Genomic DNA, 13040 nt, shown 5'->3' with positions numbered 1-13040 from the left:
AACCTCCAATGGGACTGGGATGATGGGTGGGCAGGTAGCCCCCGCAGCTACCGGCACGTTGGCTGGCGGATCAATCCGCGCCGTCGCGAGCTGGACGGGCTTGTTAGCCGTAACCCGCACCGGTCCGCCTTGATCGATATCTAGCTTCTGGTAGGTCCAGCCTCACGGACAGTCCGCCCTTGCGGGAACCCCGGTCTACTGCCTGATCCGGTGCCCGTTCTGCTACCCAGATGGCCACTGACCAGGACCTCGACGCCAGAACCGGATGTTGGCCCGGCCCTGTCGAGGAAAACCGGGGTTACGCTCCCCCGCGCGGCCGGTGCCCAGAAGCCCCGGCGATGATCGCTCTTCGGAGGTGCGCCGTGATCAGTCCATTTGTGCGTCGCCGTCGGCTCGCCGCCGAACTGATACGCCTGCGCGACCAACACGGCTATTCATCCGCCCGCGTGGCTGCCGAGATCGGCGTCGCACGACAGCGGATCTCGCGGCTTGAGAACGGTCACGTCGCCCCTGACCTCGACGAGATCATGCGGATACTCCAGCTGTTTGCCGTCGATCAGCAGCGATGGCAGCAGATCATGACGATCGCCCGTGAGGCGCAGGAGCGAGGCTGGTGGGCCAAGTACGCGGACGAGATGGGGACCCGGCAAGCCTTGTACGCGAACCTCGAAGCGGGCGCGAGCGAGATCCGCGAATACCAGATGGTCTACCTGCCCGGTCTGCTGCAGATACCCTCGTACGCCGAAGCCCGCGTCCTAACCGACCGGCCAGAAGGTGCCACCTGGATCCATGCGAGGGCGTTGGAGGCACGTGCCGGCCGCCAACGCATGCTGGAGCGGCCAGGCGGCCCATCCTATGAAGTGATCATCGACGAACTGGCCATCCGCCGCTTCGCCGCACCCGCGCTCGTGATCGCCGACCAGCTGGACCACCTGGCGCTCGTCGGACACGAGCGCCGAGGCACCACCATCCGGGTACTCCCGCTCGCCGCCAGGATCCAACAGCATGCCGTCCCCCGCTCGGCGTTCTTCACCTACCGATACCCGGATCCGCTCGACCCTGTGGTCGTCGCGGTCGACACCGTCACCGACGATCTCGTACTCACCGAGACGGCGGACGTCAACCGCTACCTTGACCTGTACGCCAAGCTGGAGGACGCGGCCATGCCGCCGGGGGACAGCCTCGACTACCTCGCCGCAATGGCCGAGGAGATCAGGAGGAACACGCACCATGATTGACAGGCAGTTCGGCCCCTGGCGAAAGTCCACTCGAAGCGGTGGCGCCGACAACTGTGTCGAAGTCGCAACCGCCACCGACCTGCACGTCGGTGTCCGCGACTCCAAGAACCCCGGCGGAGGCATCCTGGTGTTCGCCCCGGATGGCTGGTCCGACTTCATCAACGGAGTGCGCAACGGCGAGTTCGACGCCTAACCCGGGCAAGGACCGGCCGCCAGCCCCCGCCGACGAGGCTGGCGGCCCGTCACCCCCCCCGTCGCCCCAGTAGGGCCGGCAACCAGGGGGGCGATGACGATCGGCCTGCGGAGAGGTGAGTCGTTCCTGCTTGAACCGTCCTGGGCCGCTTGGGAGCATGGAGACAAGCTCGTACCGACGAGTTGGCACGCCCGCACAAGAAGTCTGTTGATCAATCCGGGGGTCAGATCGTGGCGAGGGAGATCGTCCCGAACACGCACCTCCGGGCTGCCCGCAAGGCACTACTGTCCCCTTCCGGCTCCGGCCGCCCGATGTCTCGCCAGGAGTTGGCGGACGCCTGTAACGCCGCGCTGGCCTCAAGGTATGCCAAGCAGGGCCGCCGGCAACGGTGGGCAGGGCTGACCGAGAAGACCCTCGGTACGCTCGAACGCGGCGAGATCCGGTGGCCCAACGAGGACTACCGGTGGGCGCTGTGCACCGTCCTGCATACCGACGTGCGTTCGCTCGGGCTCTACATCGACCGACCCGCCAACGCGAATGACGGCGAGCCCACAGGCGATACGGAACCAGACCTCCACCAGTCTCGTCAGAAGGCAACCGCCGCCGTGCTCTGGCGGTTCGACGGCGAGTCCGAGCCGCCACAGGCCAGCCTGAGGGACGACCGCTTCGACTCGCCCAGCGGATGGCGTACCTGGCTGCGGAGCAGCGTCCTCGGTCGCAATCACGGACAAGTGGCCCTGCCGATCCAGGAGCTGGAGGCGGCCCTGCTACGAGGCAACCTCGCCTACCAGGGTGCCCGGTACAGCGAGCTGCGCCAGCTATCCGCGATCATTGGCGGGGCAGAGTCCCTGTTCGCCGAGCAGCCGAGCACGGTGGACATATCCAGGGTGGCACGCGCAGCCAGCGGCGCGTACCTACTGGCGTCAAAACTCGCCGTCAAACTCGGTGACGGAGAACTGGCCTGGACAACCGCGGACCGAGCACGCTGCTTCGGACTCATCGCCGTTGACCCGGCCCTGACCGCCATCGCCGCCTACCAGACTGCATGCGCGCTCGCCAAGCAGCCAGGCCGCGCTGCCGAAGCTGAAGAGGTCGCGGTAGCCGCCGCCGACGCCATCGCCCGCGACAGACTGCACGGCACGCCTGCCTACCTCTCGGCGTACGGAGCGCTCCTGCTACACGCGGCCGTAGCGGCAGCCCGCCGAGCGGACGCCCGCAACGCGAGTAGCCATCTGCAGGAGGCGGAATCAGTCGCCGAACGACTTGGCCATAACAGCAACGAACTGTGGACGGCGTTCGGCCCTGCCAACGTCCGCCTACACCAAATCTCCGTCGCGGTCATCCTGCGCGACAACCGGCAGGCGCTCCAGATCGCCGACCAGCTCGACACCTCCCACCTACCGGCGACGCTGACCAGCCGGCGCGCACGAGTTCACCTCGACCTCGCGGTAGCACACAGCGCGTCAGGCAAATCCGACCCGCAGGCGATGCTTCAGCTCCTGGAGTACGAACGCCTCGTACCCGAGGCCATCAAACTCAATGCCACCGCCACCGGCCTCATCACACAGCTTCTCCGGCGGGAGCGCCGCAGCGACACACCAGGGCTACGAGCCCTCGCCAACCGGGCAGGAGTACAGGACACATGACCGAAGCCGCCCCCGTCGTCCTGCTCGTCATATGCGCCGCGCCGCCGGCCGCCCAGGTTGCCGAACTGGCTGAACAACTCGGCAACGGCGGCTGGGACGTATACCCCGTCATGACCGAGGCCGCTGGCGCATGGGTTGATCCAGAATCCCTTGAGCGGGTCACCGGCCACCCCGTCAAGCGCGAACCACGTGGACCGCAGGAACCGAAGTCTCTGCCGAAGGCCGACGCCGTCGTCGTCGCACCGGCCACCTTCAACACGATCAACCAGTGGGCCGCCGGCACCAACGACACGGCGGCGTTGGGCATCCTCAACGAGGCGTTAGGATCGGGTACGCCGATCATCGCCTCGCCGTACGCCAAGGCGGTGCTCGCCGCCCACCCAGCCTTCAGCCGCAGCATCGAACTGCTCGCCGGGGCTGGTGTTCGCTTCACCGCCACCGACGCTCTGCGACCGGCCGTCCCGGACGGGCCATTCCAGTGGAAAGCCGTGCTCGACCTAGTGCACGACTCACGATCGCGACCGGTCCAGCCGCAAGGGTCACCGACCAACCTCGACAGGCGACGCAACCCGAGGCCGCAACCCCGCAGCTCACGATGAGCGGCCAGCGTGCCCTACCCGTGCCGTGTATCACGGCGAATACAATCGCCGCGTGTGTTCACCCGGAAGGACGCGCCTGGCGTGTACATTGAGGTGCCCCGAGGATTCCGGACAGGGAGCCAATAAGGTTACCCTGTAAGGAAAGTCGAGGGAAGAAGCGCGGTGACTGGATAGGTTCCTGATCCCGGTGGTGCTGTCTGCTGTGGAGGCTGGTAGGTTGACCAGCCGTGCCCGCCGATCCGCCGCCGTCGTATGACGAGCTGCTGGCGTTGAACGCCGGGCTGGCCGCACGGCTGGAGCAGGCCCTGACGCGGATCGCTGAGCTTGAGGCCCGGTTGAAGCAGTCGTCGAGCAACTCGTCGAAACCGCCGTCGAGCGACGGGCTGGCCAAACCGGCGCCGAAGTCGCTGCGGGGCCGTTCGGGTCGCCGGCCGGGCCGCCCGGCCGGGGGCGAGGGCACCACCCTGTCCCAGGTGGCCGAACCGGACGTGATCGTCCGGCACGTGCCGGACATCTGTGGCGGCTGCGGTGACGGCCTGACCAACGCCGCCGAGGTGACGGTCACCCGCCGGCAGGTGTTCGACATCCCCCAGCCCCGGGTCGTGGTGACCGAGCACCAGATCGTCACCGTCGCCTGCCCGTGCGGGCACCACACCACCGCCGCGACACCGGCCGGGGCCACCGCGCCCGCCGTCTACGGACCACGGATCGCCGCGATCGGCGTCTACCTGCTCCACGGACAGTTCCTGTCCATCGGCCGCACCGCCGACGCGATCCGTGACCTGTTCGGCCTGCCCGTCGCGGCGGCCACGGTCACCGCCTGGGTCACCCGCACCGCCCTCGGCGTCATCGACACGGTGCTCCCCGTCATCCGCGACCGCATCAAGAACGCGCCGGTCGCGCACTTCGACGAGACCGGCATGCGCGTCGACGGCCGCCTCGCCTGGCTGCACTCCGCCTCCACACCCACCGACGTGTTCCTCACCGTGCACCGCCGACGCGGCACCGCCGCAATGGACGACGCCGGCGTGCTACCCGGATACACCGGCGTCGCCGTGCACGACGCGTGGGCCCCGTACGACACCTACACCGACGCGGTCCACGCCCTGTGCAACGCCCACGTCCTACGCGAACTGGTCTACGTGGTCGACACCGCCACCGGGCAGGTCGCCGACCTCGCCGGCCAGGCCATCGACGCCCTGCGGCGACTGAACCGCCTGACGGTCACGGCCCGCGCCGACGGCTGCGAACCCGACCCGGCCGACCTCGCCGAACAGACCCACCTGCTGCGCTCGGCCGTCGTGCTCGGCGCCGAGGCCACCGCCACCCGCACCGACAAGCTGCACCGCAAGTACCACGCCCTGTTCGTGCGACTACGGGACCGACGCGCCGACTACCTACGCTTCGTCACCGACCCGGCCGTGCCGTTCGACAACAACCCGGCCGAGCGGACCATCCGCATGCCGAAACTCCGGATCAAGGTCTCCGGCAGCATGCGCACCATGACCGGAGCCGAACACTTCGCCGCGATCCGCAGCTACACCGCCACCGCCACCCGACACGGCATCAACATGCTCGACGCACTCACCCGAGCCGCCGCCGGCAGCCCTTGGATCCCCACAACCGCCTGACCCACCTCGCGCGCTTGCGGTATTCCAAGGTCCCACGCACCTATCCAGTCACGCGGGAGGCACCAACATTAAGCACATCAGCGCCAAGCGGGCGAAGGGAATGGCCGTGCACCTGCCATCACTCGACCGCCAACGCGAGATCGCGATGGAGCTTGACGCGATGGAGTCTGCCTTGCAGGCGACTCGCACAGAGTCCTCCCGTCTTCGTGAAGTCCGAGCGGCCCTGCTGTCCGGGCTGCTGGACCGCACCATCAACATCGAGTCCGCCGAGATTGGAGGTGTGATCCGTGGCGAAGGGGATTCGAGAGCGTGAGTTCCAGAACCTGGTGATCCAGTGGTCTCTTCCAATGGGATGGGGCTTTACAGCGGGTAGGGCGCTGCCGCGTGAGACGATGCAGACGGTGATCGCCGGCCATCTTCGGGATGCCATCGTCCGGCTCAACCCTGGGGTGATCAGCGGCTTCGACGTGGACGCGGTGGTCGAGGAGATTACCGGCACGGTCAACGCTGTTGAAGGCGGGCTGGTGAGGGCCAACGAGCATGTGCTGCGCCTGCTGCGCGGGCACAAGGAGTTTCGGGACGTCGACGGCGTTTGGCACGCCCTGAAGGTCATCGACGTTGAGTACCCGACCGCCAACACGCTGATCGTCTCGGACGAGGTGACCATCACCGTGCCCGGGAAGACACCCCGTCGGTTCGATCTCGTGTACTGGGTCAACGGGCTGCCGTTGGTCGTGGTCGAGGTGAAGTCGCCGACTGCGAGGTCTGGGTGGGCTAAGGCTGCTTGCGAGATCAACGATGTCTACGCTGCCGAGTATCCATGGTTCTTCACTCCCAACGTCTTCGCCGTTGCCTCCGATGGGCTCAAGCTGCGTTTCGGCGCCGTTGGGGCGCCACTGAACCTGTGGCAGCCGTTCAGGTCCACCGCCGACGACGAAAACCTGTCCGGGCAGGATGACGTGCAGCGTTCCGTGGAGTTGCTGCTCAACCCGGCGACCGTCCTGGACATGCTCGCTAACTTCGCCCTGTTCGACACCGCAGGGGGTGGGGTGGACAAGAAGTACCTGCCCCGCTACCCGCAGCGGGAAGCCGCCCACCTGATCCACCAGCGAGTCCTGGCCGGCGGCCAGAAGGGCCTGATTTGGCACCACCAAGGCAGCGGCAAGACGCTGCTGATGGTGTTCGCCGCCTCGCTGCTGCTGGCCGACGCCCGTACCGACTCACCCACGATCATCTTGCTTTCGGACCGGACCGATCTCGTGCGGCAGACCTCCGGGGTGTTCACCTCCGCTATGGGAGACGCCTACTTCCACCAGCCGAAGACCAGTCAGGACTTGCGGTCCCTGCTCGCCGACGACGTGCGCGGGGTCGTCTCCACGACCGTGCACAAGTTCGCCGAAGCCGGCAGGAACCTGTCGAAGCGGGACAACATCATCGTGCTGGTCGACGAGGCGCACCGGACCCAGTCCGCCAAGTCGAAGTCCCTGGCCGGGCAGATGCGCGCCGCGATCCCTCAGGCGAAGTTCTTCGGAATGACCGGCACCCCTCTGCGGAACCTCGCCACCGACACCTTCGCCCTCTTCGGTGACGAGGCCGACCCGGGGCGAGTGCTACACCGGTATTCGGTGTCCCGGTCGCTGCGGGACGAGGCGACCGTCCCGGTCATGCTGGATCCGCACCCGGTGTCCTTCGAGATGAACGACCAGGAGCTGCAGGCCGAGTTCGACCAGTTCGCCGACGACTTCGACCTCGACGACCCCGACCGTGAGGCACTGTCTCGCAAGTTCGGGCGCCTGACCTCGGTGTTCGCCAACCCAGACCGTATCCACGCGGTCTGCCAGGACATCGTGGACCACTACCTGGCCGGTGCCTACCGCAACGGTCTCAAGGCTCAGGTCGTGGCCTACAACCGTGAGCTGGCCGTGGCATACACGGACAAGATCAACGAGCTGCTGGCCGGCTTCGAGGCGTCACAGGTACTCGCCGAAGTGGGGAAACACGACCGAATCACGGCCGAGGTGAACATCTCCGTCTCGGACTCGAAGGACGAAGACCCGGCTATGCGGCCGTACCGGCTTTCGGAGGCCGAGGAAGAGGGTCAAAAGCGGCGGTTCCTCACCCCGGACGATCCGCTGTGCTTCCTGGTGGTGACCGCAAAACTGATGACGGGATTCGACGCCCCCAACGAGGGCGTCCTCTACCTGGACAAGCCGCTGAAAGCCCACACCCTGTTCCAGACGATCACTCGTCCGAACCGCACCTGGGTGTCCCCGACCGGGTTCGTGAAGACCTCCGGGGTGGTCGTGGACTACATCGGGCTGGCCGAAGAGGTCCAGCGGGCTGTCGTCGACCCCACCCCGGAAGGATCCGGCAAGGGCGGCGGATTCGTCACCGATGTGTCCGAGCTGGTGGCCGAGTTCCGCACCACCTTCGCCCGCATCGAAGACCTTCTCGCCGATGTAGATGACCTGGACCTCACGGTCCACGGGTACGAGTCCGTGCGGGCCATCAACGTCTTCCTGGACGCCAACCCCGGTGCCGCCGAAGTGTTCAGCAGGGACTACCGGCTGCTGGCCCGGCTGTATTCCCTCGTCAGCACGGACAAGCGGATCGTCAAGTATCGGGACGGCTTCGGGCTGTGGGCTGTGTCAAGGATCTTGGACAGGTCTTCGTAGGTTTGCTGGTCAGGCGGCTATCAGGGCCTGGTAGCCGGTGAGGGCTTCGGCCGGGGTGCGGTAGTCAAGGCTGGAGTGCAGCCGTTGTCTGTTGTAGAACACCTCGATGTACTCGGCGACGGCGAACCGGGCGCGGGCACGGGTGTCGAAGCGTTCCCGGTGGTACATCTCGTTCTTCATGGTGGCGAAGAACGATTCGGCGGCGGCGTTGTCCCAGCAGACACCGGTACGTCCCACGCTCACCCGCACCTGGTTGTCGGCGCAGTGGCGGGCGAACCTGGCCGAGGTGTACTGCGCGCCCCGGTCGGAATGGAACACCGCATCCGGGCGGACGTGGCCGTGTCGGATGGCCATGGCCAGGGCGTCGACCACCAGGCTCGTGCGCATGTGCTCGGCGGTCTGCCAGCCCACGACCATCCGGGTGGCCAGGTCGATGACGGTGGCCAGGTACAGCCAGCCCTCACCCGTCCTCAGGTAGGTGATGTCGCCGACCAGGCGGGTGCCCGGGGTGTCGGCGGTGAAGTCCCTGTCGATCAGATCCTTCGCGGTGACCGGGTCCCGGCCGGGCACCGTGGTCCGCTTGTACGCCCTGGGTTGACAGGCCCGCAGGCCGAGCTCGCGCATCAGGTCGGCGACGAGCCCGACGCTGCACGCGACACCCTTGCGGTTGAGCGCGGCGGTCACCCGCCGGCAGCCGTAGGTGCCCCGGGAGGCGTCGAAGACCCGCCGCACGTGGTCGGCGAGGGTCCGACGTCGGGCGGCGGTGACCGTCTCGGCGCGTTCCCGCCAGGCGTAGTAGGTGGAGCGGGGCACGCCCAGCAGGCGGCACATCCAGGCGATCGGGTAGGTGGCCTTCTCCGCGTCGATCACCGCGCACCGCAGGGCTACGGGTGCGTCCGGGCGAAGAAGGCCGCGGCTTTTTTCAGGAACTCGTTCTCCATCCGCAGGCGGCGGATCTCGTCTTCCATCTCCTTCACACGGGTGTCCTCGGTCCGGTCGGTGTGCGGCGGTACGGGCGTGGCGTGTTCACGGCGCCAGGTGTTGACCCAGTTGCCCAGGGTGGCTTCGTGGACCTCCAGATCACGGGCCACCGCGGCGATCGGTCTACCGGTCTCGACGACCATCTGCACAGCCTCGGCCTTGAACTGCGGACTGTATCGACGACGTTGCTCGGACATGGATCCATCCTCTCAACTCGGAGGACATGTCCAAGATCCTTGGTACACCTCACTGTTCGGGTCCGTGTACACGACCCTGTTCAAGAAGTCCTCCGACGAGGAGCGAAAGGAACGGTTGGCGGAGCTGGGGCCGATGGTCCTGGAGATCATCAACGCCCACGTCCACTCCTTCGCCGTGGTCGCCTCCCAGGAGGAACCCCTCGTCTTGGACGCCCAGGGCATCGCCATCCTCAAGGAACTGATGGCTCTCGTCCGTCCCAATCCCGGCAAGGACGAGGGCGAGGAGAAGAAGCCGCCGTCCGCAGCGGAGATCCTGGACCGGATCAAGGCCGCGCTCGACAAGGGGGTTGAACCCGGGTCTGCGAAGTACACCGCCCTCGCGGAACGAATCAGGCTGCTGCGGGACCGCATCATTCAGGACGCCCAGGACGCCCTGGACTTCCTCTCCGAGGCACTCCGGATCGCCCGCGCCATCGTCAACGCCGGGAAGCACCCCGAGGAAGCTGTAGTACTGGACGACGACCATGTGGGTGTCCTGTCGCGAATCATCCACGACCACGCACCCGCCGGCCTCACCATCACGGAGAGGAACCTGGCCGAGGAGATCGACCAGGTGGTCACCCGCACCCTCGCCCAGTCGTGGGACAACGCAGACGCTCGCAACCGAGGCGTCCGCCGTGCTACCGCCGCCGTCTTCCGCCGATACATGTTGAAGCCGGTGGGGGAGCCGTATGACTCCACCGTCGCGTACATCGAAGCCCACTACCTTGTTGACTGACGGCTACATTCGTCCGGGGCAAACCGACATACAGTAGCAGCCTTTCGGTGATTTCGGGTCGACCCGCCTGGCTGTCCGCCACGGCGCCGCCTTGGCCGAGGCGGGGGCGACGGCGGGCGGTTGCGGACGGGCGGCAGAATCCCATCTGTGCGCGACAAGACCTTTCGAAACTACCTCATCGGATGCGCGGTCTGCGGCCTAGCCTCCATCGTGCTCTGCATGTTCAGCGTCTCCATGTGGTACCGCCCACCAGCCGGCCAAGAAGCCCCGAAGGTCACTGACTGGATGCAGGCGTGGGGCGGCATTGGCGGAATCCTCGCGGGCTTCGCAGCTGCGGGGGCTGCGGCGTGGCTGGTTCATTTCGAGCGGCAGGAGGCACGCGCCGCGCGGGATGAGTTGGCCGCCGACCGTGAGGCCCGAGCGCTGGCAGCAGCACGTTCAGTTGCTGGTTCGAAGGCTCAGCTTTTTCACGAACCAGGACGGCCAAACGTCGTATACTGGTACGACTTCTCCGTGAACAATGGCGGCACAACCACGATACTCGAAGTAAGAGTTGTCGTTATAGCGCCAGGAATCGAAGCCGGAATTGCAGGAAGCGCCCCCCTGATAGCAGCCGGCGGGGAATATCGCCCCAAGCCGCCTTCCTGGTTCGCTGCGCGCCAACGCAAAGGTGTCCAGTCGCGATGGGGAGACGTGGATATCTACTTCCGCGATCCAGAGAATCGAGCGTGGCTCGTGAGGGGCGCTGGAGAAGTGCAACGATGTCCCTACCCATATCCATTCTACGGAGTATTCCGACCAGAACCCGATCCATGAACACTTACCCGCCGCTGGCGCATAGGCCCCGTGTCCCATCTCCGACACGGAAGGCCGACCGCTGGCCGACTGCTCCACCCTGATCGACCTTCTCTCGCCGCGCCTGACCAGCAATCCGCACGGAGGAGCGATCCGCCGCGCCCAGTCTATCCTTCGCGCCGCTGGCGTGAAGGATAGACATCCTCCTCCGAGCGATTGACTGGAAGCCCGGGGACGTGGTCGTGTGCGCGGGCGGCGATCACGGTCAGGATCGCGTGGGCGAGCATGAGGAGGGTGACGTGGCGGTGCCAGGCGTGCCAGCGGCGGACCTGGGGCTCGTCCAGGCCGATGGTCTTGCCGGTCTGGACGAGCAGGTCTCGATGGACCATCGGGTTCCGGCCACGCGGACGAGGGCGCGCAGTGCAATGGGGTGGGCCGACCAGCAGCGGTAGAAGCCCAGTTTGCCGTCGCTGATCCGGCAGCGGATCAGCAGCCAGTGGTGGCCGGGGGTCTCGTCGGCGGGTGGGGTGATGGCGATCGAGGCCCAGTCGCGGTCGCGGGAGCCTTTTGACCGCAACGATCATGATGTGGTAGACGCATAGATCGCGAGAATCAGCAGCACCGCGCGGCGCATGATTCGCTCGGCGTCATCGACCATCTCGCGCAGTGACGTCGCCGGGCTGCCGGACACGAGGTGTAGCGAGGCGTACGGCTGGCCGTCGCCGTGGATCTCGGCGTTGCGGGCCTGGTACAGGGTCTTCATGAACGCCTCGACGTTGTTGGCGCTGAGATCGGGTTCGGTCGCGAGCAGGTTGGCTGCCCCTGCTGCGATCTTGTCACCCTTGGTGCCCTTCGGCAGGTTCGCGCGTTTGATGAACAACGCTTCGGCAGAGACCGACAGGTCGATCAGGCGGTCAGAGTCGGTGTTGCGGGAGCCCGCGAGGACGAGGCGACGGATCGCGACCTGCAAGGACTGGTCGGCCTCGACGTGGGGCCATGCCAGGGCGGTGTATACGGCGCGGAACTGGCCGAGGCCGTCGGTCATCAGTAGCGTCGGGCGCTCGTTGTCGGCGCTGTCGAACGCGGAGTGGATCGCGGTGTAGCTGGGGACGATGGGGAACTCGTCATCGGACTGGGCCAGCAAGGGACGGGTAGCAACAACGGACCCGCCGCACACAAGGCGAAGCGCCGTCACCACCCGGCGGGCCGAACCGTCGAGGGTGGGGAAGGCGGGAGCTGCCGGCGCTTGGTGGTCCCCGTGGCCGGCGACAACGGGATACGTACGCGTGATCGTCAACGCCCACTGGTCGAACCGGGAGATCCGCACGCTGTTGACGCTTCCGCCGACCATGCGGGGTACCGCGAGCTGATCGATTGCGAAGCCCATCTGCCGATCGGTCATTCGCCGGAGGACCAGCCCATCGGGCAGCAGGATGACGACCTCGTTCGAGTCGAACCCATTGAGCGGTAGGAACTCCACCATATGGACCTGGTCGCTGGCCAGGCCGCGGTCGAACGCCTCGAAGAACCGGTCGAAGACCGTATCGTCGAACTCGTACGTGGCCGTCGCGAGGACCATCGGCTCGATGACGTGCTGCACGAGTAGCCAGGCGAAATTCCTCGCCTGCAGCGTCCCTGCCGCGCCGATCATGGCGTCAACCCGGTCGCGGAGAACCAGGTCTGTGGCGTACGACTGTCGCACATCGGCCATCTCGGCAAACTTGTCGAGCCACCCTACGATCGGCACATCGTCCGGCATGTCCCACGCCTGCGGGCGAATGCCGAGGAAGGTTTCCTGGCCGTGCCGCCACCAGCGTTGGTTGTCGATCATCCTGCCGATGCGGGGCTTGCCCTCGCTTGCCGCGAGATGGGTCAATACTCTCCGGACCAGGGCTGCGACCGCCGCCCTGCGGCTGCCGTGCCGCTCGTTCATAGGATTCCTCACCCATCGGCGCCCACCGGCGACGGCCGGCACCATGCCAGCCGGCCAGAATCGCAGCCTTCACCGTCCGAAGCAAACGAGTTCCGGGCGGACCAAGCGGCGGCGGGTCGAGCAGGCGAGGCGAGGCCGTGACAACCACGCACCCGTGCCATTCCAGGGGTGGGGTGCGTGGCCGCGATCGTCGTGAAGTGCGATTCGGGCGACCTCGGGACGGCAGCGGCCTCGGCCGGACCCCCATCCCGACGGCCGGTGAGATCGGTTTTCGACGAGCTCGGCACCTCGACACGAGACTGCTGCAGGCGGATCCTGCAAGCTAGCCGGCGGGAGTCCCGTCGGTGCAGCCCTACGAAGGGATGTCGGGGCCG

The 13040-nt window shown here is 66.8% G+C and carries 11 protein-coding genes and 1 pseudogene; 9 read left to right on the top strand and 3 right to left on the bottom strand.

What is annotated here, in order from left to right:
- The first annotated feature begins 362 nt into the window (after positions 1-362).
- The 7 genes from ACN28F_RS11525 to ACN28F_RS11495 all read left to right on the top strand — a co-directional run bounded on the left by ACN28F_RS11525 (position 363) and on the right by ACN28F_RS11495 (position 7982).
- A complete protein-coding gene (locus ACN28F_RS11525; protein WP_421357687.1) occupies positions 363-1238 on the top strand; it encodes a helix-turn-helix domain-containing protein in 876 nt (291 codons plus the stop codon).
- A complete protein-coding gene (locus ACN28F_RS11520) occupies positions 1231-1431 on the top strand; it encodes a DUF397 domain-containing protein (RefSeq protein WP_421357686.1) in 201 nt (66 codons plus the stop codon). Before ACN28F_RS11525 ends, ACN28F_RS11520 begins: the two co-directional genes overlap by 8 nt.
- 311 nt (positions 1432-1742) lie before the next feature.
- The gene (locus ACN28F_RS11515) at positions 1743-3077 is read left to right on the top strand and encodes a hypothetical protein (RefSeq protein WP_421357685.1); all 1335 of its coding nucleotides are present in this window, start codon (positions 1743-1745) and stop codon (positions 3075-3077) included.
- On the top strand, positions 3074-3676 hold the full coding sequence (locus tag ACN28F_RS11510) for a flavoprotein (RefSeq protein ID WP_421357684.1): 603 nt from the start codon (positions 3074-3076) through the stop codon (positions 3674-3676). Before ACN28F_RS11515 ends, ACN28F_RS11510 begins: the two co-directional genes overlap by 4 nt.
- Before the next feature lie 227 nt (positions 3677-3903).
- Positions 3904-5307: an IS66 family transposase gene (tnpC, locus tag ACN28F_RS11505; protein ID WP_421357683.1), complete on the top strand. Its 1404-nt coding sequence runs from the start codon at positions 3904-3906 to the stop codon at positions 5305-5307.
- Between the two features lie 100 nt (positions 5308-5407).
- Entirely contained in the window at positions 5408-5620 is a 213-nt protein-coding gene (locus ACN28F_RS11500) for a restriction endonuclease subunit S (protein WP_421357682.1), read from the top strand.
- Entirely contained in the window at positions 5595-7982 is a 2388-nt protein-coding gene (locus ACN28F_RS11495) for a type I restriction endonuclease subunit R (RefSeq protein ID WP_421357681.1), read from the top strand. The genes ACN28F_RS11500 and ACN28F_RS11495 overlap by 26 nt, the downstream gene beginning before the upstream one ends.
- A 9-nt stretch (positions 7983-7991) precedes the next feature.
- Here ACN28F_RS11495 and ACN28F_RS11490 read toward each other — a convergent pair.
- A protein-coding gene (locus ACN28F_RS11490) for an IS3 family transposase (protein ID WP_421357131.1) occupies positions 7992-9160 on the bottom strand; the annotation gives its coding sequence in 2 pieces (ribosomal slippage) (positions 7992-8905 and positions 8905-9160; 1170 coding nt in all).
- A gap of 64 nt (positions 9161-9224) precedes the next feature.
- Here ACN28F_RS11490 and ACN28F_RS11485 point away from each other — a divergent pair.
- Together ACN28F_RS11485 and ACN28F_RS11480 are read left to right on the top strand one after the other, a co-directional pair.
- Positions 9225-9938 (top strand): hypothetical protein, encoded by a 714-nt coding sequence (locus ACN28F_RS11485; protein ID WP_421357680.1) that lies wholly within the window; start codon positions 9225-9227, stop codon positions 9936-9938.
- A gap of 147 nt (positions 9939-10085) precedes the next feature.
- Entirely contained in the window at positions 10086-10754 is a 669-nt protein-coding gene (locus ACN28F_RS11480) for a hypothetical protein (RefSeq protein WP_421357679.1), read from the top strand.
- A 218-nt stretch (positions 10755-10972) separates the two neighbouring features.
- Here the strand turns inward: ACN28F_RS11480 and ACN28F_RS11475 are convergent.
- Together ACN28F_RS11475 and ACN28F_RS11470 are read right to left on the bottom strand one after the other, a co-directional pair.
- A pseudogene (locus tag ACN28F_RS11475) lies at positions 10973-11304 on the bottom strand (IS701 family transposase); the annotation flags it as partial.
- A gap of 9 nt (positions 11305-11313) precedes the next feature.
- The gene (locus ACN28F_RS11470; RefSeq protein WP_421357678.1) at positions 11314-12666 is read right to left on the bottom strand and encodes a hypothetical protein; all 1353 of its coding nucleotides are present in this window, start codon (positions 12664-12666) and stop codon (positions 11314-11316) included.
- Between the last annotated feature and the right edge of the window lie 374 nt (positions 12667-13040).

The sequence above is a fragment of the Solwaraspora sp. WMMA2101 genome (genome assembly GCF_049179175.1).
Lineage (GTDB): Bacteria > Actinomycetota > Actinomycetes > Mycobacteriales > Micromonosporaceae > Micromonospora_E.
This window is presented reverse-complemented; position numbering and strand designations above follow the sequence as displayed.

What these genes read in the sequence shown, in the direction of transcription:
- ACN28F_RS11520 (WP_421357686.1), top strand. Translation starts at nt 1,231, where the DNA reads ATGATTGACAGGCAGTTCGGCCCCTGGCGAAAGTCCACTCGAAGCGGT.
- ACN28F_RS11515 (WP_421357685.1), top strand. Translation starts at nt 1,743, where the DNA reads ATGTCTCGCCAGGAGTTGGCGGACGCCTGTAACGCCGCGCTGGCCTCA.
- ACN28F_RS11510 (WP_421357684.1), top strand. Translation starts at nt 3,074, where the DNA reads ATGACCGAAGCCGCCCCCGTCGTCCTGCTCGTCATATGCGCCGCGCCG.
- ACN28F_RS11500 (WP_421357682.1), top strand. Translation starts at nt 5,408, where the DNA reads ATGGCCGTGCACCTGCCATCACTCGACCGCCAACGCGAGATCGCGATG.
- ACN28F_RS11470 (WP_421357678.1), bottom strand. Translation starts at nt 12,666, where the DNA reads ATGAACGAGCGGCACGGCAGCCGCAGGGCGGCGGTCGCAGCCCTGGTC.